Consider the following 22,707-nt stretch of genomic DNA (forward strand, 5'->3'; position numbering starts at 1 on the left):
AATGTCTAAATATTTTATTGAACGACCGATTTTTGCTTGGGTCATTTCCATCTTAATCATGCTGGTTGGTTTGCTTGCAATTTTTAAATTGCCAGTATCCCAATACCCTGACATTGCGCCACCGACTGTAACGATTAACGCTGTTTATCCGGGTGCTGATGCTAAGACAGTAGAAAATTCTGTTACGCAGGTAATTGAGCAGCAAATGACTGGTCTAGATGGTATGATGTACATGTCATCAAGTTCGTCATCGCAGGGCGTGGCCTCAGTTCAGCTTACTTTTGAAAGCGGCACCGACCCTGATATTGCACAAGTGCAAGTGCAAAATAAACTACAAGCAGCAGTAGCATCACTGCCAGATGTGGTCAAACAACAAGGATTATCTGTCAATAAGTCCTCATCATCTTTTTTGATGGTGGTGGCTTTCATGTCCGAAGATGGCAGTATGGATAAAACAGACATTGCTGACTATCTAAATTCAAATATTGTTGAGCAGATCAGTCGTATTGATGGCGTGGGCGGGGTCAATGTTTTTGGTTCGGAATACGCCATGCGTATTTGGCTAGATCCCCATAAATTGCGTACATATGCACTCATGCCATCAGACATTGCGATGGCAGTTTCAGCACAAAACGCCCAAGTGTCAGCAGGTCAGCTGGCAGCCGCACCGTCTGATGAACAACAACAAGTCATCAATGCCACTGTTACTGTACAAAGTTATTTGCAAACTGCTGAAGAGTTTGGCAACATTCTTATTAAAACCGATCCTAGTGGCGCACAAGTAAGACTCAAAGATGTTGCTCGTGTAGAAATCGGCTCGGAAAACTATGCTTTCAACTCGCTGTACAATGGCAAGGAGGCGGCAGGTATCGCCATCATGTTGGCGTCAAATGCCAACGCATTACAAGTGCAAGATGCGGTGCAGAATCGACTAAACCAGCTTGCTCGAACCTATCCAAAAGGTTTGACTGCCGTTGTGCCTTATGACACGACGCCATTTGTGCGTTTGTCTATCACTCAAGTGGTGTACACACTCATTGAGGCGATTGTGTTGGTCTTTTTGGTCATGTTCTTATTTTTACAAAACTGGCGTGCTACCATCATTCCGACACTTGCTGTTCCTGTGGTCATCTTGGGGACATTTGCCGTATTGTATGCTGCTGGTTTTAGTATTAATATCTTAACCATGTTTGCCTTAGTGCTTGCGATCGGGTTGCTTGTTGATGATGCGATTGTGGTTGTTGAGAATGTTGAGCGTATCTTAGAACAAAACCCTGATATTTCGGTTAAAAACGCCACCGTTGAGTCGATGAATGAAATCAGTAAAGTGCTGATCGGGATTGCTTTGATACTATCAGCGGTGTTTGTGCCGATGGCATTTATGGGTGGTTCGACAGGGGTGATTTATCGTCAGTTTGCAGTAACTTTAATCACGGCGATGACACTGTCTGCGGTTGTTGCACTCATTTTTACTCCTGCATTGTGCGTTACGATTTTAAAACGCCAGCCACACAAAGACATTTCACAGCAGACTGGATTTTTTGGTTGGTTCAACCGTATGTTTCATACAGCCAGTGTTAAGTATGAACATTTTGTTGGAAAGACTTTCAATGCCAAATGGCTATTTGGGGTTGCTTATGCACTCATCATTGTAACGCTTGGATTGTTATTCGTGCGTCTGCCAAATTCATTCGTGCCACAAGAAGATCAGGGCGTATTGCTCACCGTGGTACAAGCACCCGTAGGCACAACCCTTAAAGACACCCAAGCGACATTGAATGATGTCAGCACCTACTTCCATGAACAAGAAAAGGACAATATCGAATCTGTATTTACCATTACTGGGTTTAGTCTGATGGGTAGTGGTCAAAACACTGGCATGGCGTTCATTCGCCTAAAAGATTGGGGGCAGCGTGCGACGGCACATTCAGATGTGTCCAGCATGGCGGATAGGGCGAATGGGTATTTCATGACTCAATACAACAAAGCCAATGTCTATACATTGGCACCACCATCCATTCAGGGCTTGGGCAATGCCAGTGGTTTTGATTTTGAGTTACAAGATGCTGGCGGTGTGGGTCATGCGGCATTGTTGGAAGCTCGTAATATGGTACTTGGCATGGCATCACAACAGCCAGATGTTTTGACGGGTGTGCGTCCAAGCGGTCAAGAAGACTCACCGCAGTTAAAAGTTAATATCAATCACGCCCAAGCAGCTGCTTATGGTCTTAATATTGGCGACATCAATCGTACGATTGTAACCGCATGGGGTTCAGCGAAGATTGGTGATTTTGTCAATCGTGGTCGCATCAAGTCGGTATACATGCAAGGTGAGCCAAGCTCACGCACCACGCCTGAAGACATTGATAAGTGGCATGTGCGTAATGACGCAGGTAATATGATTGGATTTGATGCCTTTTCAACGAGTGAGTGGATCTATGCTCCGCAGATCCTCAACCGCTATAATGGGTTGCCAAGCATGGGTATCCAAGGTGCTCCAGCACAAAATAAATCCAACGGTGAGGCGGTTGCTGCAATGGAAGCGATTGCCAGCCAACTTCCTGAAGGTATCGGCTTTGAGTGGACGGGAATGACCTTGCAAGAACAGCAATCAGGGTCGCAAGCACCAATCCTGTACGCCATTTCTATTCTTGTGGTGTTTTTATGTTTGGCGGCATTGTATGAAAGCTGGTCCATTCCATTTTCAGTCATGCTCATCGTGCCACTTGGCGTGTTGGGTGCGATTTTCTTTACATGGTTGCGTGGTTTTGATAACGATGTGTATCTGCAAGTGGGCTTGCTTACGGTCATTGGATTGTCAGCAAAAAATGCCATCTTGATTGTGGAGGTTGCCAAAGAGCTTCAAGAGTCAGGAGTTGGTCTTAAACAAGCTGTCATGCGAGCATCTCGCCAGCGTTTGCGACCAATCATCATGACCTCACTTGCTTTTGGCATTGGTGTTGTTCCACTTGCCATTGCTACTGGTGCAGGCTCTGGTAGCCAAAATGCTGTTGGTACCAGTGTGTTGGGCGGAGTGATTGCAGCGACATTTTTGGGGGTGTTTTTCATTCCAATGTTCTACATTTGGGTGCGTTCACTTTTTCCGATTAAAGTTGCTAAGCACGATGTGCAATAGCGCATAAGGAGATTTTATGAAAACAATGAACATCATTCGTCTGATTCCGCTTTCAGCACTGACGCTGGCAGTTTTGGCATGTCATACCATTCCAAAGTCATCTACCACAGCAATCGCTGAACCAAACTTGGCCATTGATCAGGCATATCAGGTATTTGATGGCAGCACCATCAGTGCCAAGGAAGCACCAAGTGTGGCATCGATGCGTTGGCAGGACTTTTATGCAGATGCCAAGTTAAAATCACTGATTGAACTTGGATTGAATCATAATAAAGACCTACAAAAAGCCGTGCTGGCCATACAGAATGCTCGTGCACAATACCAAATCACCTCAACCAACGATGTGCCAAAAATTGGTGCGTCAAGTCGAGCGGCTCGCTTAGCCACACAGAGGGATCACAACTCAAGTGGCAGCTATCAAGTCGGACTTGCCATGCCTGGCTATGAGCTGGATCTGTGGGGTAAGATTGCCAATGCCAAAGATGTTGCTTTGCACAACTACTTGGCGACGAATGCTGCTAAAGACACGGTACAAATCTCACTCATCTCTGCGATCGCCCAAAGTTATGTCAACCTAAGCTATGCACTGGCACAGCGTCAGCTTGCCATTGAGACCATCAAGACGCGTGAGCATTCGCTAGACATTGCCAACAAGCGATTTGCTGCAGGCATTGACTCTCGTTCACCAAGCTTGCAGGCTGAAGCTTCATTAGAGGCAGCAAAGCTGGCGATTTATCAAGCAGATACTGGCATCATGCAGGCGCGTAATGCGTTGCAGTTATTAATTGGCACGCCAATTCCCGAAGAGCTGATGCCTGACATGGCAGTGGGTAACATCACCACGCAGACTTTGTTCAGTGCAGGATTGCCAAGCGAGCTTTTGTACTATCGTCCTGATATTGTGCAAGCAGAGCATGCGTTAAAAGCAGCAGGGGCAAATATCAATGTGGCACGAGCGGCATTTTTTCCATCCATCAGTCTGTCTGGAAGCTTGGGCTTTAGCTCAACAAGTTTGAGTCATTTATTAGAGTCAAGTGCTTTTGGTTGGACGGTGGGGCCAGCGATTAATGTGCCAATTTTTGACGCAGGAGCACGCCGAGCAAATTATGAAGCGGCTCAAATTGCCCAAAAAAGTGCGTTGGTGTCTTATGAAAAAGCCATTCAAAATGCCTTTAAAGAGGTTGGTGATGTGTTGGCAGTTCGAGCTACCATTGATCATCAGTTGGCATCGCAGTACAAACTCCAACAAAATTATCAAAAAACCTATCAGATTGCTCATGCAAGATTCCGTTCGGGTTTGGATAATTATTTGAGTGTGTTGGATGCGGAGCGTTCATTATTTGCCAATCAACAGAACATCTTAAAACTGGAATTACAAAAAATTCTTAGCCAGATTGAGTTGTATCAAGTATTGGGTGGGGGTGCCACATTGACCGCTGAACAAATCGCTGACATTCATAAACAGCGTGAAGCAATGCGTACAGCGGCTTTGGTAACCAGTGAGCAAATGCCAACGATGGATCAATCATCAGGAGCTGTCATGAAAGAGGAAGACTCAGTACCTACTAATTTTCAGGATGCCAAACCTGATGGCGAAAGTGTAAAGATGCAATAATTGTAAAAAACACCCATGATCATTGGGTGTTTTTTTATCAATCAAACAATTGGTTTTCGGCGATAAAACAAAATTCCAGGAATGGATAATCCTAATACCAACGCAGAAATCACAAAAATTGCATCAAAAAAATGCGACATCATGATGACAAAAAGTTCCATATTAAAGCCAAAATAGCCGATTTGTACCATGCTGACCATGGCTTTATAAGCGGCGATTCCTGGCATGAGGCAAATCACGCTTGGTACAATGAGTGCTTTTGGAGGGAGGCGGAATCTTTGAGCAAACCACACGCCCAAAAAGCTGGCAAGCATGGAGCCAAAAAAAGTCGCCACTGCCAAATGTACCCCATGATTAACCATCAGTGTCTTTGTGCCAAAACCCAATGCTGTCATCACCATGCAATATGTCAAGTATCTGCTAGGTAGTGTGAACATTAAGCACCAGCCAAGCGTGATGGTGCAGGCTAATACGACCTCATAAAATAACCCCATTACAGCCCCCAGTGTGGAATTTGAAGCAAAATTAAGGCAATGACAATGCCAACGCATGCCGATAAGGTTAGCATGGTAGAGAACATCCATCGACCCACGCCCATATTGATATAGCCTTTTAGCATGTCAGATAGGGCGTTGATGATGGGGAAACTTGGTACAAGTAGTAGCACACTGGCAGCCACTGCAATGTCTGCGGTATCTCCTAGGGATATCCAGTCATTCAAATCTAAAAAGTAAGCTGATGCACCCAATATTGTTGCTACAAAGGCGGTGATGATGACCACGACGAACGGGTTGAAATGTTGACTGGATAAATAAAGACGCATTCGCATCGCACAAAATGCAGCTGCCATCGTGATGAGGGAGATGACAAAATTACCCCCATTCAGATACGCAAAGCAGGCACAAGACAAACTCACAAATAATGCCATCAGGTTATTTGAATAGGTAGCACGATTGATGTGATCAAACTGACTTTCAACTTGGTCGATGAAGTCATTGTTTTTAAAATTGCTTTCTGCATTCATGACGATTTGTTGGATTTGTACCAGAATACTCACATTAATCCCTTGATGCACGGTGTTTCTAGCGGTTGTGATGCACCGACCATCATAAAGTGTGGTGAGTGTGATGGCGTTAAAGGATAAGGCACATTCCACACCATCAACCCCGAGCGATACGCCAAGTCGCTTGGTCAAATCAACCACCACGGCAGATTCACCCCCATATTGCATGAATAATAAAGCACAACGCACGCACAGTCTGGTGATGCGTTGCTGTTGTTCATGAGAAAGATGAGATGGAGCGGAGTGGATATGGGGCATAGCAATGAAGATGATCAAGGGTTGATGGACATATTTTAAAGGTAAATTTAACAAAAATCATTAAAAATAGTGAATATATTGAAAAAGCATTGCAAAAGATGCTTGGGCTGGCTATAATCGTTTGGCAGTTTTTTTGTCAATTATTGATAAGTTTTAAGGAATATCTATGAATATGGCAACCAATCCTGGGAAACTATGGTTAGATGGTACGATTGTTGAACAGTCAGAAGCTAAGGTTCATGTTTTAACACACAGCCTTCATTATGGCTTGGCGGTATTTGAGGGTGTGCGTGCTTATCAGACCCCAGATGGCCGTACGGCAATTTTTCGTTTGCAAGAGCATACCGAACGCTTATTAAATTCAGCGAAGATTTTTCAGTTGAATGTGCCTTATGATCATGACACGCTGGCACAAGCCCAAAAAGATGTGGTGCGTGAAAGTGGTTTGAGTGCTGCCTACATTCGCCCATTGATTTGGGTAGGGTCTGAAAAGCTGGGTATTGCAGCCAAAGACAATACCATTCATGCGGCAGTTGCCGCTTGGCATTGGGGTGCATATTTGGGCGAAGATGGCATCAAAAATGGCATTCGTGCCAAAACCTCAAGTTATACGCATCACCACCCAAATGTAACGATGTGTAAAGCAAAAGCAGCTGCCAATTATCCTGTTTCTATTCTTGCCAATCAAGAAGCGACGAAAGCAGGCTATGATGAAGCGATTTTGATGGATCCTTTGGGTTATGTTTGTCAAGGCTCTGGCGAAAACCTATTTTTGGTAAAAAATGGTGAGTTGCATACTCCTGATCTGGCGGGCGGAGCATTAGATGGCATCACTCGTCGCACCATCATTGAGTTTGCTTGTGATTTGGGTATTAAAGTTGTTGAGCGTCGCATCACCCGTGATGAGTTCTATCTTGCTGATGAGATTTTCATGACAGGTACAGCAGCGGAAGTAACCCCGATCCGTGAGTATGATGATCGTGTGATTGGAAACGGCTCTCGTGGCCCAATCACTGAACAATTACAGACTTTATACTTTGATGTCGTCCAAGGTCGCAATGAAAAGTACAAGCACTGGCTATCTTTCGTTGATGAATGATGGGTCGGGTGTTTGTCATTCCATAAAAAAGACGGGTCATGCCGTCTTTTTTTATATGAGTAAGATGTTTAACCGCATTTTCAAAAGGCGTACTTGCTAAAATTATGTTATGATAAGATAAAATACAATTTGCTTATTAAAAGGTGCCAGATCATGACACAGTTTGACCCAAAACTTGACCTAAATTGGCAGTCAGATGCCCTAGATGCCTCCTTGGGATTTTTTGAACAGACTTTGGCGGTGCGTGGTGGCTATCATCGCACTGATGAAGGTGAGCATGGTGAAGCGATTTTTACCACCAGTAGCTATGTGTATCAAAATGCAAAAGATGCCGCCGACCATTTTAATGGTAACAAAAAAGGCAATGTGTACAGTCGTCATACCAATCCCACCGTGCGAGCCCTTGAAAGACGGCTGGCTTTACTAGAAAACGGTGATCGTTGTGTGGCGACTTCCAGTGGTATGGGGGCGATTTTGACAATGTGCTTGGCTTATTTAAAGGCAGGGGATCATTTGTTGTGTGCCAAGCAATTATTTGGTTCATCGGTAGCATTGTTTGATACTTATTTTAAAGCTTTTGGCGTTGATGTGGATTATGTGGACTGTTTTGATACCAACGCTTGGCAAAACGCCATTAAAGAAAACACCAAGGTATGCTATTTAGAAAGTCCAAGCAATCCCTTGGCTCAAATTGCTGACATCGGGGCGATCGCCAAAATTGCCCATGATCATGGCGCGTTACTCATTGTGGATAATTGCTTTGCTACTCCTGCCATTCAAAAACCCTTGGATTTGGGGGCGGATATTGTCATTCATTCAGCTTCTAAATACATTGACGGACAAGGACGAGTATTGGGGGGGGCATTGGTTGGTTCAAATGAGCTGATGGAAAAAGCGTTTACGGTCATTCGTACAGGCGGTATTAGCTTATCTCCCTTTAATGCGTGGGTGCTATTAAAAGGGCTTGAAACGCTATCAATCCGTATGAAAGCCCATTGTGAGAACGCCAACAAGGTTGCCGAATTTTTACAAAATCACCCAAAAGTTGCAAAAGTACATTTTTCTGGCTTGCCGACCCACGATAGCCACCATATCGCCAAAAAACAACATACCGCCCTAAACAATGTTGGCGGTGGGGCGATCACTGGGGCATTTGGGGCGATTATTGGTTTTGAAGTTGCCGACCAAAAATCGGCGTGGCACATCATTGACAGTACAAAGATGATTAGTATTACCAATAATTTGGGCGATGCCAAAACCACCATTACTCACCCTGCGACCACCACGCACTTTCGCATGACGCCAGAGCAAAGAGCAGAAGCGGGTGTTAATGAGGGGCTGATTCGCCTGTCTGTGGGCCTTGAAGAGGTTGATGACATCATCGCTGATTTGGCAAGGGGCTTGGATGCGTTGTAGGCATTAAATTTTTAATAAGGTTGTGTTGTTTTGATTGTTTTTTAAATTTTCGGATTTAACACGGTTTTAGCATTAATATCAGACTTGTTAATATTTTAATATTAGATGGAAGTGGCAACATGAGTCTTTTAGATAAATTATTCAAATCCAACCATAATGATTCCATCATAGCCATTAAAAAAAAGCGACTGGCAGAGCAAAAATTAGAATCTGAGCTTGATCAGGCAATGGCATTATATGAGCAGGCGACAGCCTTGCATCATGATGGCGAATATGAAACGGCAGCCAAGCTGTTATTTGAGGCTGCATCATATGGATTGGCAGATGCTCAGCGTAGTCTTGGCGTGATGCACTGTGAGGGATTGGGTGTGAGGCAGGATCATCAAAAAGGGTATGAACTTTTGATGAAGGCTGCCCAACAGCATGACATCAAGGCCTGTCATAATCTGGGGGTGATGTATTATCACGGTTTTGGCATTGATCAAAACCACCAAACAGCGTTTGAATGGTATAAAAAGGCCGCTGACCACAATCATCCATCATCCTGCCATAACATTGCCTTAATGTATGAATATGGCGTAGGCGTGCAGCCAGATGATGAGCAAGCAGCGACATGGCATGAGCGTGCAGGCGAGCTGGGATTTGTCATGTCTTATTTGAATCTGGGTAATTTATACTGTGCTGGTCGTGGTGTGCCACAAGATCATGTAAAAGCAGTGGCATGTTTTGAAAAAGCGGCAGCGGAAGATGTGGCTGAGGCCAAATACAATTTGGCTGTGCATCATCAGCGTGGTGAGGGGGTGGTGCAGGACTTGACCAAAGCTTATGATTATTTTGAACAGGCAGCCAGGCTGAACTTTGCACCTGCAATGCATCAATTGGCAATTTGTCATCTGGAAGGTTTGGGTGTTGATAAAGATGAGAATGCGGCGATTGCTTGGCTTCATCAGTCTGCCAGTCAAGATTATGAGCCTGCCTGCCATCTGTTGAATGAGCGACAATCCAAAGAGAGTTCATGACCATGCTTCATATGGCTTGATGGTCGGCTTTGGTGCATGTATGACCTTGGAGGCTTGGCAATGAAATTTTAAATAAAGTTGTGATAAAAGATTGAGATCGGTGTGCGAAATGCCAAAAAATTGTGTTAAAATTACGCCAGTTTACCTTTTAGTATGATTGTATGACATAATGGTGCGACATTAAATTTTTCAAAAAATCAATGTCGTTCGTCAAATGGGGCTGTTCATGTATTATTCAATTTTCTGCCAAAATAAAAACGATGTTTTAAAAGAACCCATGTTCTTTGGGCAACCTGTCAATGTTTCTCGCTATGACCAACAAAAACACCCCATCTTTGAACAGCTCATAGAAAAACAGCTTTCATTTTTCTGGAGGCCTGAAGAGATTGATGTTTCTAAAGACCGCATTGATTTTGGTAAGCTGTCTACCCACGAAAAGCATATTTTTCTATCCAATCTCAAATACCAAACGCTATTAGACAGCATTCAAGGCAGAAGCCCTAATGCAGTACTTTTACCTTTGGTTTCTATCCCAGAGTTAGAGACTTGGATTGAGACATGGTCATTCTCTGAAACCATTCATAGTAGAAGTTATACACACATCATTCGTAATATCGTCGCAGACCCATCTGTCATCTTTGATGACATCATGGATAATGAACACATCTTAGCTCGTGCTAAAGACATTGCTCATTATTATGATGACTTATATCATGCTTCTCAACAATACCTACTCACAGGCAAAGGCGATTTAAAAGCTTTAAAAAAGAAACTGTATCTTTGCTTAGTTGTTGTCAATGTGCTTGAAGCCATTCGCTTTTATGTGTCTTTTGCCTGTTCATTTGCTTTTGCTGAGCGAAAACTGATGGAGGGTAACGCTAAGATTATCAAGATGATTGCCAGAGATGAAGCATTACATCTAAATGGTACACAGCACATGATTAATCTGATGCGACATGGTAAAGATGACCCTGATATGGTAGAGATTGCGAAAGAATGTGAATCGCAGGCGATTGAGATTTTTAAAAGTGCTGCTCAGCAAGAAAAAGATTGGGCTGACTATCTGTTTAAAGATGGTTCTATGATTGGTCTTAATCGTGATATCTTGTGTCATTATATTGAATTTATTACCAATACTCGCATGGCTGCCATTGGGCTGCCCCCCATATTTGATACCAAAGCAAATCCAATCCCTTGGATTAATACTTGGCTTTCTTCTGATAATGTACAAGTCGCTCCGCAAGAGACTGAAATCACCACTTATTTGGTGGGTCAAATTGATAGCGATCTTGATGATGTTGATCTTGATGATTTTGAGCTGTGAGATGACTTTTTTAGTAAAGGCGTGAGTGTCATATGGGCGACTGCGATGCCTGAGTAACATGGGGGTGGAATGGGCTGGGTATTCACCGATGAGATGCGTTTTTATTTACATGATGGCGAGACGCTTTTGCAAGGAATGAGACGAACGCAGCATCAGATGGTGCGATTTGAATGTCAAGAAGGCTATTGTGGTTGTTGTAAGATGCGAGTAACTGCCAAGACAGGGGTGGTGAATATGGTGAGAACACCGATTGCCATACTTGAAGATGATGAGATATTGGCATGTTGTTGTTGTCCAGTTGGTACGGTATGCGTTACTTATGTTCCTAAGGCGACTGATCAGCATGATGATGCCAACTTGGCATCATGGATTAATCTGATGAACGCATCAAATAATCACACTTAAACGACCTTGTCCATTTTGATTTGACAAATAAAATACCGCCATTTTGCGGTATTTTATTTTTGTGCAAATTTTTACACCAGAGTTACTCACTGTCTTTATTTGACTTGGTCGCTCGGGCGATTCTGGCAGAAGTCATTGCAAGATCGGTGCGTTCATCTTTTTCATATAAAGCACCTGCACGACCGACAATCAATGGATCAATATTGCCAATTTGAGCGGCATCTTTATTGTCGTAATTTAGCTTATTAAGCACATAACGCATGGCGTTTAAGCGAGCACGCTTTTTGCAGTCGGACTTGATGACAATCCATGGTGATTCTGCTGTGTCAGTGTTAAAGAACATGGCTTCTTTGGATAGGGTATAATCATCCCATTTATTCAAAGAGGCCTTATCAACAGGCGATAATTTCCACTGTTTTAGCGGATCGTTTTCTCGACTGGCAAAACGCGCTTTTTGTTCATCTCTTGATACCGAAAACCAAAATTTGACAAGCTGAATTCCCGACTCAATCAAATGTTTTTCAAATTCAGGCACTTGGTGCATGAAAGTTTGGTATTCTGCGTCAGTACAAAAGCCCATGACGCGCTCAACGACAGCACGGTTATACCAAGAGCGGTCAAACAGCACAATTTCACCAGCTGTCGGCAGGTGCTGAACATAACGCTGAAAGTACCATTGACCTTTTTCTTGTTCAGTGGGTTTTTCTAAGGCGACAACTCTGGCACCACGAGGATTTAAATGCTCCATGAAGCGTTTGATGGTACCACCCTTGCCAGCGGCATCACGACCTTCAAAAATGATGACGAGCTTTTGACCTGTGGCTTTGATATGATGTTGTAGTTTTAAGAGTTCAATTTGTAGTTTGTATTTTTGTGCTTCGTAATTTTTACGACTTAATCGATACTTATATGGATAGCCACCTTCACGCCAGTTGTCGGATAATTGCGTGTCCTTAGATTTATCTCCACGAATTTGATTGGTTACTTGGCGTGTGGTGGTAGATGGTAGATAGTGAGCCAGCAGTTGTTCTGCTTCTGCCAAGTCATCAGGTGTGGCATGCATCAACAAATCCTCAAGCTGACTGGCGGTGCTTAGCATGGATTTGTTTTCGGCTTTGGGTGTGGATTTGATGTTGCGACGAGTTCTTGGGGTTTTGGCGATGGTTTTATCGTCAGTTGACATAACACACTCCTAACAAAAAATAAAAAACTATTACTACTGTTTTATATTACCATTTTCTATCTGTTGTGGCAACGATTTGATGCAATATCATCATGGTTGTATATGGGGCTTGATAAGTGCGTCGCTGTTTGTGCGTGAATCGAGGGCAACGAGCAAGGTATGAGCACCAATGAACTTACGACTGATGAACATCATTTCTTTTGGGGGTAGACTAAACTCAAATGACGCCATGCCATTTTTGGCGCTTGCCATGACACGATGATAAAGACGACTATCCGCCCAGCGGTACAATCCATTTTCATCAATGAATTGCTGCTCAATTAAGGCAGGGTTGGCAAAAGGTTGGCATGCTAATAAAAATAATTCTGCCATGTCATCCTTGGGCTTTCCATTGAGTTTGTCAAAAAATTCATAACCTGTCATGGCAGCTTTCATCTGCTGTTTGTCTTGGTGGTATCCTGCGGCCATGAGGTTTTTTGCAATGGTCAGTAATTGGTCATCAAAGCGTCTGATCGCCCCAAAATCCAGCAAAACTAACTGATCTTTACCATCGTCATCAATTCTTACCAAATAGTTACCAAAGTTCGGATCGGTTTGCATTTCACCCCATTCAAACAACTCTCGAATGACAATTTCAATCGCTGCTTGACCAAGTGCGTTGCGTCTGTCTTGAGGGAGTTGTCTTAGGCGTGGGTCATTTAAGGATATGCCTGTCTCAAAGCTCATGCAAATTAGACGGTCGGTACTGTAATTATCAAAAATGGTTGGTACAATATAGCGATCGTCATTCGCCAAATACTGAGCAAATCTCTTGGTAGTATTGGCTTCGGTGCGATAATCCACTTCGGTGTGGAGCAAGTTTTGGATTTCTAAAAACCAGTCATCTAACGCTTTGGTCTGCGGCACAGCATTGGTGATTTTAAGTAATTGTTTAAAAATTGCAAGGTCGGAATCAATCGCATCAGCAACACTGGGATATTGCACTTTAAAGACAACTGTACGACCTGAAAACTTATGCACCGCTTTATGTACTTGAGCCAAGCTTGCAGTACCAATCGGCGTGCGTTCGATGTCAAAATCATGCACGCGTTCGCCAAGCTCATGCTTTAAGGCCTCATAGATGAGATGCCATGACAGCGGAGCTGTGTTGTCATCTAAGGTGTGCAGAGCATTAATGACCTCTTTTGGTAAAAAATTCTCGCCATACAACGCAAGCATCTGTCCAATTTTTACCACTGAGCCTTTTAACTTTCCCAATTCACGCACCAAGTAGTCGGCCTGTTCTTGTAGTAAAATCTGCTTTTGCGTCTGTTTTTCTTCTTTGCTTAAAAATAATCCAGAAACACCGCTTTTTGCCCAGTGTGCACCTATGTTCAAGGAGGTTTTGGCGATTGAAAGGCGGCGTTGCAATGCAGAGGTTTTGAGTTGATTGAGTGGCTTGGTCATGGTGTTGCTGATTTGTGTCAATTTTTATATTAATGGGGCATTATAACAAAAAAATCAATCATCAAAAACACCATGCGGTAAAAATTTAATAAAAACGCCCCAGCTGAATGTTGGGGCGTTAAGTGGTCTTAGCGAGTAATTGCTCGCCAGCCAATGTCACGGCGATATTGCATGCCGTCAAAGCTGATGCCTTTGATTGTATTTAAAGCGGTGGCTTGGGCTTGGGCGATGTCATCTGCTAATGCTGTAATGCACAGCACACGACCACCGTCTGTTACGACATCATCGCCTACTTGCTTAGTGCCTGCATGAAAGACTTTGATGTTAGAATCGGTGGTGCCACTGCCTGTAATGACATCACCTTTACTGCTAGACTCTGGATAGCCACGACTGGCAAGTACGATGCCCAAAGCGACTTGATCAGACCATTTGGCTTCACTTGGTAGATTGCCTGCCAGACCTGCTTGAATCAGCTCAACCAGCGAGCTTTTTAAACGCATCATGATGGGCTGTGTCTCTGGATCTCCAAAACGACAATTAAATTCAATGACTTGGGGGTCGCCATTGTCATCAATCATCAATCCTGCATATAAAAATCCCGTATAAGGTGTGCCGTTCGCTTTCATGGCGTCAACCACAGGGCGAATCACACGACTGACAACTTTGTCATGCACTGCTTGGGTAACCACGGGGGCTGGGCTATACGCACCCATGCCACCAGTATTAGCCCCTGTATCGCCTTCAAAAATGCGTTTATGGTCTTGGCTGGTTGCCATTGGTAAGATGTTATCGCCATCAATCATGCAAATGAACGAGGCTTCTTCGCCAATCAAAAACTGCTCAATCACCACACGACTGCCTGCGTCCCCAAACTTATTGTCGCTTAGCATGTCATCAATCGCAGCAAAAGCGTCTGATTGAGTCATGGCGACAACCACGCCTTTACCTGCTGCTAAGCCATCTGCCTTGATGACAATGGGTGTGCCTTGTTCTTTGACATAATCTTTGGCCTTTTTGGCATCGCCAAATACTTCATAAAATGCGGTGGGTATGCCATGCTGCTTCATAAAAGATTTTGCAAAAGATTTTGATCCTTCTAATTGGGCACAATATTGTGTCGGCCCCCATACTTGGATATTGGCATGGCGTAAGTCATCAACGATGCCTGCTACTAATGGTGCTTCAGGGCCGACCAGCACAAAAGCAACGGCATTGTTTTGGCAAAACTCAATCACCTTTTGATGATTGGTTATGTCCAAATCAATGTTTTGGAGTTTCGACTCTTGAGCAGTACCGGCATTGCCCTTAGCAACGAATACGGTGTTAACTTGGTCATCTTTGGCACATGCCCACGCCAATGCGTGTTCACGACCACCTGTGCCTAGTACAAGAATGTTCATAAAAATTCCTAATAAAAAGCCAAAATCACCACTGTAACAGTGATTCATGAAACAATGGTTATTGATGAATGAAAATGACGCCCATCAAAGAGCGTTCCGGTCAAAGACATGAGCCAACCCATACAATATCACGCAAACGCACGCATCTGATGGCAAAAAGTTTGACTACAATTCAACAATCCTTGATGAGTGATTAAGCAATCAACAGGTGATGCGTTTCATCATCAAAGCTGACGATCAGTTCATCACCTTTTGTTAGTCTGCCTACGCCTTTTGGGGTGCCTGTCATGATGATGTCGCCTGCTGTCAAACCATACAACTCATCTAAATGCTTGACCAAATAAGAGACATCATACCTCATTTTATCTGTGCTGTCGTCTTGGCGGACATCGCCATTGACAGTGAGTGTCAGACGATAAGCTTGATCAACGAATGGCTTAAAATTACCAAGCCAGCAAGAATGCTTAAAACCTTTGGCTTTAAGCCATGGCAAGCCCTTTTGTTTACAGGTGTTTTGTATGTCTCGTGCGGTCAAATCCAGCCCAGCTGCCACACCAATGATGGACTGACTATTACCGATGAGTAACGCCAACTCAATTTCGTGATGTATGTCGTCAGAAAAATCTGGCAATATGATGGTATTGCCCGTAACGATGCTGCTATTAGGCTTTAAAAACACCAAGGGTTCTGTGGGTGCTTCATTGCCAAGCTCATGTATGTGCTCTGTATAGCTACGACCAATGCAATAAATGGTATTGACAGGATGGGGTGCATCATTAAAATTAACGGTGGGCATGGGTTTGTCCAAAAATAAGATTGGCGACAGGCTTGCTGATTATAGCAAATATCACCATTTAAGACAATGGCGATTGATGAGTGGGTTATTCTGTCATACTGGCATGCAGATCATTAACAATGCTAAGTTTCATTTCATGTCATATTAAAATGTCATGGTGAATCATGACAAAATTGACTGATCACACTCACCAAATAAGGGTGATAATAAGGTGGTAGGTCATGACCCATGCCGTCAATCATTTTAAAAGTGGCGTTTGGAATGACTTTTGCCAAAAATCTGCCATGGCTTGGGGTGAGTAGTCCATCTTTACTGCCATGTAGAATGAGGGTGTTGGCACGGATTTGCTTGCTGAACCTTAGAATTGATCCAGAGGCTAAGATGGCATTGAGTTGTTGTGCCACGCCTAAGGGGTGAAAGTTGCGCTGATAGCGTTTCTTGGCAATCTCTCGTGTGCCTTTGATGTCAAGATGACCAGGGCTACCAACTGCAGTCATGAACCATACGCTATGGCGTACCATATCGCGTTCAGAATGGCTTTCAGGGCGACGCAAAAAAGTCATGAATTGCTTGGGGTTGGGCGGTCTTAAAAATGGCCGATTGCTGCTGGTAAAAAGTAGGACAAGACGATTGATGTAGTTTGGGTAGCGTGCGGCGAGAATTTGAGCAATCATGCCTCCCATGGAAGCCCCAACCAAATTCACCTTATTTAGATTCATTGTTTTAATCAAGCGTGCCACATCTTCTGCCATGTCAGTCAAGGTATAGGCGACTGGCTCTGAACGATTGGATAAGCCAGTTTGGACTTTTAGCATCATTTTAAGCGTGTTTAGTCTGGGTAGTCCTTCAATGCGAATTTTACTGGATAATCCTGTATCACGATTGTCAAAACGAATGACAAAAAACCCCATATCCATGAAGCGTTTGAGTAGAGTATCCGACCAAAAAAACATCTGAGAACCCAGTCCTGTGATGAAAATCATCGGTGGATGATTGGGGTTGCCACCTGCTTCAACACACAGCTGAATGCCGTCGCCGACATCAATCATGGCTTGGTATAAATATGGCGATAGGTCTGATTTTTGCCAATCAATATGACCAAATTGATGCCAGTCTGGCGGTGTGTTGGGTAATGCTTTATGAGATGAGGCATTCATCAAATTTCTACCATTTCAAAATCATCTTTGGTAACGCCACACTCAGGGCAACTCCAGTCGTCTGGAATGTCCTCCCAACGAGTACCTGGTGCAAGACCCTCTTCAGGACAACCCAAGGCTTCATCATAAATCCAGCCACAGACGATGCATTGATATTTTTTCATAGACACCTTTTTAAGCGATTGTTGATCGCTTGATTTGATCAAGTTTGGGTGTTAGTTTACATATGTATCTATTTTTTGCAAGTAAAATTTGTAAAAATATGTGATTGAGTTTTGGGGTGAGTGGTTGATGGTCGTTTTATGATCAAGGCAAACGATGAAGTGTAAGAGGGTGGCACTATGCCAGCAATAAAAATTTCTTGTAAAAGGCTGTGTTGCCCCCATCATGAAATGTTGCGGTTTGTCTTTATCAATGAACATCACATCGGATTAACATCATGAGAATACCAGACATTAAAAGCACCAGCAGACAAGAGCGACAACTCAACCAGCTTGCCAAACAAATCCAAGAAAAAGCAGAACTGACTGGCGTCAATGTGTCAGGCACTCAGATTTCTAGCCAGGCTTTTGACATGGTAACTGACTTTGAGCCATCAGGAGATCAACCGACGGCCATCGCTTCATTGGTTGAGGGGGTTAATCAAGGCATGGGTGAGCAATTGCTTTTGGGTGTGACAGGCTCTGGCAAAACTTATACCATGGCACAGGTGATTGCCAGGCTGGGGCGTCCAGCAATCATCATGGCGCATAATAAAACGCTGGCTGCTCAGCTGTATGGTGAATTTCGCTCATTTTTTCCACACAATGCGGTAGAGTATTTTGTCAGTTATTATGATTATTATCAGCCAGAAGCTTATGTGCCAGCCTCTGATACTTTCATTGAAAAAGACTCCGCCATCAATGATCATATTGATCAGATGCGATTGTCTGCTACTCGTGCCCTACTAGAGAGGCGGGATGCCATCATCATTGCTTCTGTGTCTGCCATTTACGGTCTTGGCGATCCTGAAAGCTATCTTAAAATGTTGCTTCATATCGTCGTAGGAGATAAGGTTGATCGCACCGCACTCATTAAGCGTTTGGTGGAGATGCAGTACGATCGTAATGAGCTGGAATTTGGACGAGGTACTTATCGCATTCGTGGAGAGACTTTGGACATTTATCCTGCTGAGAGCGAAAGCTTGGCGGTGCGTGTGGAAATGTTTGATGATGAGGTGGAAAAAATTGTTTGGTTTGATCCTTTGACAGGAAAAAATATCCGCACGGCACCACGCATCACCATTTATCCAAAATCCCACTATGTAACCCCAAAAGACAAGCTGATGACTGCCAGCGAATCAATCAAGGAGGAACTTGCTCAAAGGCTTGAATATTTCCGTACTCATGACAAGCTTATTGAGGCTCAGCGTATCAAAGAGCGTACCACTTATGATTTGGAGATGATTCAGCAGCTTGGCTATTGCAATGGCATTGAGAACTATTCTCGTCATCTGTCAGGACGACCTGCTGGTGTGGCACCGCCGACTTTATTTGACTATGTGCCTGATGATGCGTTGCTATTTATTGATGAAAGTCATGTAACCGTGCCGCAGATAGGTGCGATGTATAAAGGGGATAAAAGCCGTAAAGAAACCTTAGTCAGCTATGGCTTTCGTTTGCCATCAGCAATGGACAATCGCCCCATGAAATTTGAGGAGTGGGAGCGGATCAAGCCAAACACCATCTATGTGTCAGCAACACCTGCTGCCTATGAATTGGAGCGTAGCCAGCAAGTGGTGGAGCAGGTGGTGCGACCAACAGGACTGATTGATCCGATTTTAGAAATTCGCCCTGTACTTACTCAAGTAGATGATGTGCTGGGTGAGATAAACATCCGTAAGCCCTTAAATGAGCGTGTGCTGATCACCACACTCACCAAACGCATGGCGGAAGACTTGACCAGTTATCTTAAGGAATATGGCATTAAAGTGGCATATTTGCATTCGGACATTGACACCGTTGAGCGTATGAAAATCATTCATGAGTTGCGAACGGGCGTCTATGATGTGTTAGTGGGAATCAACTTGCTTCGTGAGGGGCTTGACATGCCAGAAGTGAGTTTGGTGGCCATTTTTGATGCTGATAAAGAAGGGTTTTTACGCTCGGAGCGTTCACTCATTCAAACGATCGGTAGGGCGGCTCGTCATGTGAATGGTAAGGCGATTTTGTATGCAGACGCCATCACGCCAAGCATGCAAAAAGCGATTGATGAAACTGAACGCCGTCGTGCCAAGCAGATTGATTATAACACCAAACATGGCATCACCCCAAAATCCGCCAGTCGTGCCATTACTGATAAGATTGATACAGGTGAGGAAGAAGCGATACAAACAATGGGCAGTGTGGCGATTCATCAAGCAGCGATCGCTGGCGTGGACGAAGAAATTTTACGCCGACCTGAACTGATGACCAAAGAGATTGCTCGTCTAGAAAAGCAGATGCGTGCATTATCTGGTGAGCTGAAATTTGAAGAGGCGGCTCGAGTTCGTGATACGGTATTGGCTTTAAAAGAGTTGCTGATGGGGTGATATTGGGAGATGGTGATGAAGATATTAAAAGCGTATTGTCAAGAGTTGGGTGAAATGGTTGATATCTATGAACTATATGCAGCATCCATCCAACAAAACGGAAAAAGATTTTCTTTGTATTGTTCTTATGATGAGTGCCTGAGGAATGGAGTTGAAATTATTGGCGTGAACTATCATAGACCTAAAAGTGAGCAGAGAAATGCCATGCATTTTAGGGAGAATGAGCGTTTCTCACATTCAAACAGCTGCCCATGGAAAATATTTTCAAAAAATGTGGCGGCAAAAGATAGGTATGCTGATGAAAGCGAAGAAGAGTATCTTCTTAGGCAAAAATGCCATTGTGATTTAGACGATTGGATAACAAGATATGCCCCAAGAGTTGAAGGGGGTGATGATGTGGACATGCTTTGCGGTGATGGATTTTCACAAAATAAGCACAACCAGCAAGGTAAGGTCAATGATGTCAAGATAAGACCAAGTTCGGTTTATGATGTTGGTAGGAAATCTTCGTCTTTTATTCAATTGTGTTACCATCATTATCAAATTTATAACAACCCAAAAATTCCCAATAAAAAAGAGTTGAGATTTGTTCCATTAAGAGTAACTTCGCTGTCAAATGTGAAAAGTTATTATGATTATTTTACCCCAGTGGATTTTTGTTTTGTTTTGAACGATGCTTCTATGCCAATTTTAAACAAAAATAAGCACATCATGTTTTCTAAGATTAAAGGCGGGGATATAAAAAGATATGGCAAGGGTTTTTCTTTGCTTTTTTGGCTTTCAAAAAGAAATGGCGATCAATACACTAATTTTAAGATTAGCATGTATGTGAGTAAAGATGAGATTGAGCGATATAAAAATAAAAATTTACTATTAGATGTTATTGATTACTTAGATGAGTACGAAAAGTTGTTCCTGTATTTAAATATCGCTGATTTGCAAGTAGGTTATCATAATAAAAAAACCATTAATTTAAAAATTGGGGATTTAAAAGGCCTGGTCATGGTAGGTTCTGTCAAGCCTAAAAAAGAAATATTGGCGCAGATTAATCTCTGATGCTACTGGCAATCTGATTTTAAAATCTTGTCATTATATTGTCTGAATGATTACTATTTTTTATAATAAAGGATGCTGCGATAGAATGTAAAAAAATTTAAAGTTCGTGAGGATACAATCGATTGCCATAAAATATGCTACAATGATATGATGACTTTTTTAAACCTGATGGTAAAATCTTGGAGGCCATAATGACAGCGACAGAAACAAAAAAAATTCCACATGTGCTGATGATTTTAGATGGAGTTGGGCATCGTACTGACCCAAGAGATAATGCGGTATTGGCAGCAAATACCCCAAATCTGGATGCTTTGATGGCCAGTTGTCCTAATGGTTTGATTTCAGGCTCTGGCATGGATGTGGGCTTGCCTGATGGTCAGTTTGGCAATTCGGAAGTTGGGCATATGAATTTGGGAGCGGGGCGTATTTTATTTCAAGACTCTACTCGCATCATGAACGACATCAATACGGGTGATTTTTTTGATAATCAGACGCTGATAGATGCCGTCAAAGCTGCCAATGATGCAGAAGGTGCGATGCACATTTTAGGTCTGTTGTCCGATGGTGGTGTTCATGCACATATTGAGCACATCAAGGCAGGTGTGCGTCTGGCATTGCAACAGGGTGCTTTACAGGTGTTTGTGCATGCTTTCATGGATGGGCGAGATACGCCACCAAAATCTGCAGAAAGCTATGTGGCTGACCTTGAACAATTTTTAGAAAAAGTGAATCAGGAGTTTGAAGGCAAGGCTTTGATTGCCAGCATGATTGGGCGATTTTTTGCGATGGATAGGGATAAACGCTGGGAGCGTGTACAATCTGCTTATGAATTGATGACTCAAGCTAAGGCGGTGCGTGAGGCTGGTTCGGCGATTCAGGCGGTGAAGTTGGCCTATGAGGCAGGCGAAACTGATGAATTCATTCAAGCGACCATCATTGATGACGAAGGTGTCATTTGTGATAATGATGCAGTCATTTTTATGAATTTTCGTGCCGATCGCGCTAGAGAGATTTCTGCGGCGTTTGTAGATGCTGACTTTGATGGTTTTGAGCGTCGCATTGCACCACAACTATCCGCTTATGTCATGCTGACAAAATACTCTGACGAACTGGAAAATAATGCTAAGACGACAGTGGCTTATTATCCGACCAGTCTTACAAACACATTGGGTGAGTATCTGCAAAACAATCATAAAACCCAATTGCGTATTGCTGAAACGGAAAAATATGCTCATGTTACTTTCTTTTTTAGTGGTGGGCGAGAGGAGTTGTACGAGGGTGAGAAGCGTATTTTGGTTAATAGTCCCAATGTGAAAACTTATGACTTGCAGCCCCAAATGAGTGCTTATGAGGTGACAGATCGGCTAAAAGCGGCCATTGAGTCTGGTGAATATGATGTACTGATCATCAATTATGCTAACGGCGATATGGTGGGTCATACGGGTGTATTCGATGCGGCAGTGAAAGCCGTGGAAGCTGTTGATGAGTGCATTGGTATCATCGTTGATGGTGTGCGTCAGATGGGTGGTCATTTGCTCATCACCGCTGATCATGGTAACTGTGAGCAAATGCAGGATTATCAAAGTGGTCAGGTTCATACTCAGCATACAACTGAGCTTGTGCCTTTCATCTATGTGGGCGATAGGTCGGTTCGTGTGCGTCATCATGGCAGGCTGTGTGATGTTGCACCGACCATATTGCATTTGATGGGTATGGAAAAGCCAAGTGAGATGACGGGTGAAAGTCTGCTCATTGAGTGCTAAGT

General features: G+C 43.4%; 18 protein-coding genes. 10 read left to right on the forward strand and 8 right to left on the reverse strand.

Features of this window, described 5'->3' with window-relative positions:
• The first annotated feature begins 1 nt into the window (after window position 1).
• Both M2R47_RS03830 and M2R47_RS03835 read left to right on the forward strand, forming a co-directional pair.
• Window positions 2-3,136: an efflux RND transporter permease subunit gene (locus M2R47_RS03830; protein ID WP_249099210.1), complete on the forward strand. Its 3,135-nt coding sequence runs from the start codon at window positions 2-4 to the stop codon at window positions 3,134-3,136.
• Between the two features lie 16 nt (window positions 3,137-3,152).
• Complete coding sequence (locus tag M2R47_RS03835) at window positions 3,153-4,751, forward strand: efflux transporter outer membrane subunit (protein WP_249099214.1); 1,599 nt, start codon at window positions 3,153-3,155, stop codon at window positions 4,749-4,751.
• Window positions 4,752-4,792: 41 nt separating this feature from the next.
• Here the strand turns inward: M2R47_RS03835 and M2R47_RS03840 are convergent, their stop codons facing one another.
• Together M2R47_RS03840 and M2R47_RS03845 are read right to left on the reverse strand one after the other, a co-directional pair.
• Window positions 4,793-5,245 (reverse strand): threonine/serine exporter family protein, encoded by a 453-nt coding sequence (locus M2R47_RS03840; RefSeq protein ID WP_249099218.1) that lies wholly within the window; start codon window positions 5,243-5,245, stop codon window positions 4,793-4,795.
• Window positions 5,245-6,072 carry a threonine/serine exporter family protein gene (locus tag M2R47_RS03845; RefSeq protein WP_249099221.1) on the reverse strand — a complete coding sequence of 276 codons (828 nt, stop codon included), beginning with the start codon at window positions 6,070-6,072 and terminating at the stop codon, window positions 5,245-5,247. Before M2R47_RS03845 ends, M2R47_RS03840 begins: the two co-directional genes overlap by 1 nt.
• A 166-nt stretch (window positions 6,073-6,238) precedes the next feature.
• On the opposite strand from M2R47_RS03845, the gene M2R47_RS03850 reads away from it, so the two are divergent.
• The 5 genes from M2R47_RS03850 to M2R47_RS03870 all read left to right on the forward strand — a co-directional run bounded on the left by M2R47_RS03850 (window position 6,239) and on the right by M2R47_RS03870 (window position 11,335).
• On the forward strand, window positions 6,239-7,171 hold the full coding sequence (locus M2R47_RS03850) for a branched-chain amino acid transaminase (protein WP_249099222.1): 933 nt from the start codon (window positions 6,239-6,241) through the stop codon (window positions 7,169-7,171).
• A gap of 153 nt (window positions 7,172-7,324) precedes the next feature.
• Window positions 7,325-8,587 (forward strand): O-succinylhomoserine sulfhydrylase, encoded by a 1,263-nt coding sequence (locus M2R47_RS03855; RefSeq protein ID WP_249099228.1) that lies wholly within the window; start codon window positions 7,325-7,327, stop codon window positions 8,585-8,587.
• 119 nt (window positions 8,588-8,706) lie between these two features.
• Entirely contained in the window at window positions 8,707-9,606 is a 900-nt protein-coding gene (locus M2R47_RS03860; RefSeq protein ID WP_249099231.1) for an SEL1-like repeat protein, read from the forward strand.
• Window positions 9,607-9,832: 226 nt separating this feature from the next.
• On the forward strand, window positions 9,833-10,930 hold the full coding sequence (gene nrdB, locus M2R47_RS03865) for a class Ia ribonucleoside-diphosphate reductase subunit beta (protein WP_249099233.1): 1,098 nt from the start codon (window positions 9,833-9,835) through the stop codon (window positions 10,928-10,930).
• Window positions 10,931-10,999: 69 nt separating this feature from the next.
• Entirely contained in the window at window positions 11,000-11,335 is a 336-nt protein-coding gene (locus tag M2R47_RS03870; protein WP_249099237.1) for a 2Fe-2S iron-sulfur cluster-binding protein, read from the forward strand.
• Between the two features lie 82 nt (window positions 11,336-11,417).
• Here M2R47_RS03870 and ppk2 read toward each other — a convergent pair whose 3' ends face one another.
• The 6 genes from ppk2 to M2R47_RS03900 all read right to left on the reverse strand — a co-directional run bounded on the left by ppk2 (window position 11,418) and on the right by M2R47_RS03900 (window position 17,481).
• Window positions 11,418-12,518 (reverse strand): polyphosphate kinase 2, encoded by a 1,101-nt coding sequence (gene ppk2 / locus M2R47_RS03875; RefSeq protein WP_418001182.1) that lies wholly within the window; start codon window positions 12,516-12,518, stop codon window positions 11,418-11,420.
• A 90-nt stretch (window positions 12,519-12,608) separates the two neighbouring features.
• Window positions 12,609-13,964 carry an ABC1 kinase family protein gene (locus M2R47_RS03880; protein WP_249099240.1) on the reverse strand — a complete coding sequence of 452 codons (1,356 nt, stop codon included), beginning with the start codon at window positions 13,962-13,964 and terminating at the stop codon, window positions 12,609-12,611.
• A 128-nt stretch (window positions 13,965-14,092) separates the two neighbouring features.
• Complete coding sequence (gene purD / locus M2R47_RS03885; RefSeq protein ID WP_249099243.1) at window positions 14,093-15,364, reverse strand: phosphoribosylamine--glycine ligase; 1,272 nt, start codon at window positions 15,362-15,364, stop codon at window positions 14,093-14,095.
• Window positions 15,365-15,557: 193 nt separating this feature from the next.
• Window positions 15,558-16,160, reverse strand: coding sequence for a fumarylacetoacetate hydrolase family protein (locus M2R47_RS03890; RefSeq protein WP_249099245.1), 603 nt, complete (start codon window positions 16,158-16,160; stop codon window positions 15,558-15,560).
• Window positions 16,161-16,312: 152 nt separating this feature from the next.
• Window positions 16,313-17,317: an alpha/beta fold hydrolase gene (locus M2R47_RS03895; RefSeq protein ID WP_249099249.1), complete on the reverse strand. Its 1,005-nt coding sequence runs from the start codon at window positions 17,315-17,317 to the stop codon at window positions 16,313-16,315.
• Window positions 17,317-17,481, reverse strand: coding sequence for a rubredoxin (locus M2R47_RS03900; protein ID WP_249099252.1), 165 nt, complete (start codon window positions 17,479-17,481; stop codon window positions 17,317-17,319). Before M2R47_RS03900 ends, M2R47_RS03895 begins: the two co-directional genes overlap by 1 nt.
• Before the next feature lie 275 nt (window positions 17,482-17,756).
• Here M2R47_RS03900 and uvrB point away from each other — a divergent pair, with 275 nt between their 5' ends.
• From uvrB to gpmI, 3 genes are all read left to right on the forward strand, one after another.
• Window positions 17,757-19,886, forward strand: a complete 2,130-nt coding sequence (uvrB, locus tag M2R47_RS03905; protein ID WP_249099255.1) for an excinuclease ABC subunit UvrB — start codon at window positions 17,757-17,759, stop codon at window positions 19,884-19,886.
• 15 nt (window positions 19,887-19,901) lie between these two features.
• Window positions 19,902-20,942 (forward strand): hypothetical protein, encoded by a 1,041-nt coding sequence (locus M2R47_RS03910; protein WP_249099258.1) that lies wholly within the window; start codon window positions 19,902-19,904, stop codon window positions 20,940-20,942.
• A 191-nt stretch (window positions 20,943-21,133) separates the two neighbouring features.
• Window positions 21,134-22,705, forward strand: a complete 1,572-nt coding sequence (gpmI, locus tag M2R47_RS03915; protein ID WP_249099260.1) for a 2,3-bisphosphoglycerate-independent phosphoglycerate mutase — start codon at window positions 21,134-21,136, stop codon at window positions 22,703-22,705.
• Window positions 22,706-22,707: the final 2 nt, after the last annotated feature.

Source organism: Moraxella oculi (genome assembly GCF_023336735.1).
GTDB classification, from domain to species: Bacteria; Pseudomonadota; Gammaproteobacteria; order Pseudomonadales; family Moraxellaceae; genus Moraxella; species Moraxella oculi.

What these genes read in the sequence shown, in the direction of transcription:
- M2R47_RS03860 (WP_249099231.1), top strand. Translation starts at nt 8,707, where the DNA reads ATGAGTCTTTTAGATAAATTATTCAAATCCAACCATAATGATTCCATC.
- M2R47_RS03910 (WP_249099258.1), top strand. Translation starts at nt 19,902, where the DNA reads ATGAAGATATTAAAAGCGTATTGTCAAGAGTTGGGTGAAATGGTTGAT.
- uvrB (WP_249099255.1), top strand. Translation starts at nt 17,757, where the DNA reads ATGAGAATACCAGACATTAAAAGCACCAGCAGACAAGAGCGACAACTC.
- M2R47_RS03895 (WP_249099249.1), bottom strand. Translation starts at nt 17,317, where the DNA reads ATGAATGCCTCATCTCATAAAGCATTACCCAACACACCGCCAGACTGG.
- M2R47_RS03845 (WP_249099221.1), bottom strand. Translation starts at nt 6,072, where the DNA reads ATGCCCCATATCCACTCCGCTCCATCTCATCTTTCTCATGAACAACAG.
- M2R47_RS03890 (WP_249099245.1), bottom strand. Translation starts at nt 16,160, where the DNA reads ATGCCCACCGTTAATTTTAATGATGCACCCCATCCTGTCAATACCATT.
- ppk2 (WP_418001182.1), bottom strand. Translation starts at nt 12,518, where the DNA reads ATGTCAACTGACGATAAAACCATCGCCAAAACCCCAAGAACTCGTCGC.
- purD (WP_249099243.1), bottom strand. Translation starts at nt 15,364, where the DNA reads ATGAACATTCTTGTACTAGGCACAGGTGGTCGTGAACACGCATTGGCG.
- M2R47_RS03870 (WP_249099237.1), top strand. Translation starts at nt 11,000, where the DNA reads ATGGGCTGGGTATTCACCGATGAGATGCGTTTTTATTTACATGATGGC.
- M2R47_RS03855 (WP_249099228.1), top strand. Translation starts at nt 7,325, where the DNA reads ATGACACAGTTTGACCCAAAACTTGACCTAAATTGGCAGTCAGATGCC.
- nrdB (WP_249099233.1), top strand. Translation starts at nt 9,833, where the DNA reads ATGTATTATTCAATTTTCTGCCAAAATAAAAACGATGTTTTAAAAGAA.
- M2R47_RS03835 (WP_249099214.1), top strand. Translation starts at nt 3,153, where the DNA reads ATGAAAACAATGAACATCATTCGTCTGATTCCGCTTTCAGCACTGACG.
- M2R47_RS03900 (WP_249099252.1), bottom strand. Translation starts at nt 17,481, where the DNA reads ATGAAAAAATATCAATGCATCGTCTGTGGCTGGATTTATGATGAAGCC.
- gpmI (WP_249099260.1), top strand. Translation starts at nt 21,134, where the DNA reads ATGACAGCGACAGAAACAAAAAAAATTCCACATGTGCTGATGATTTTA.
- M2R47_RS03850 (WP_249099222.1), top strand. Translation starts at nt 6,239, where the DNA reads ATGAATATGGCAACCAATCCTGGGAAACTATGGTTAGATGGTACGATT.
- M2R47_RS03830 (WP_249099210.1), top strand. Translation starts at nt 2, where the DNA reads ATGTCTAAATATTTTATTGAACGACCGATTTTTGCTTGGGTCATTTCC.
- M2R47_RS03840 (WP_249099218.1), bottom strand. Translation starts at nt 5,245, where the DNA reads ATGGGGTTATTTTATGAGGTCGTATTAGCCTGCACCATCACGCTTGGC.
- M2R47_RS03880 (WP_249099240.1), bottom strand. Translation starts at nt 13,964, where the DNA reads ATGACCAAGCCACTCAATCAACTCAAAACCTCTGCATTGCAACGCCGC.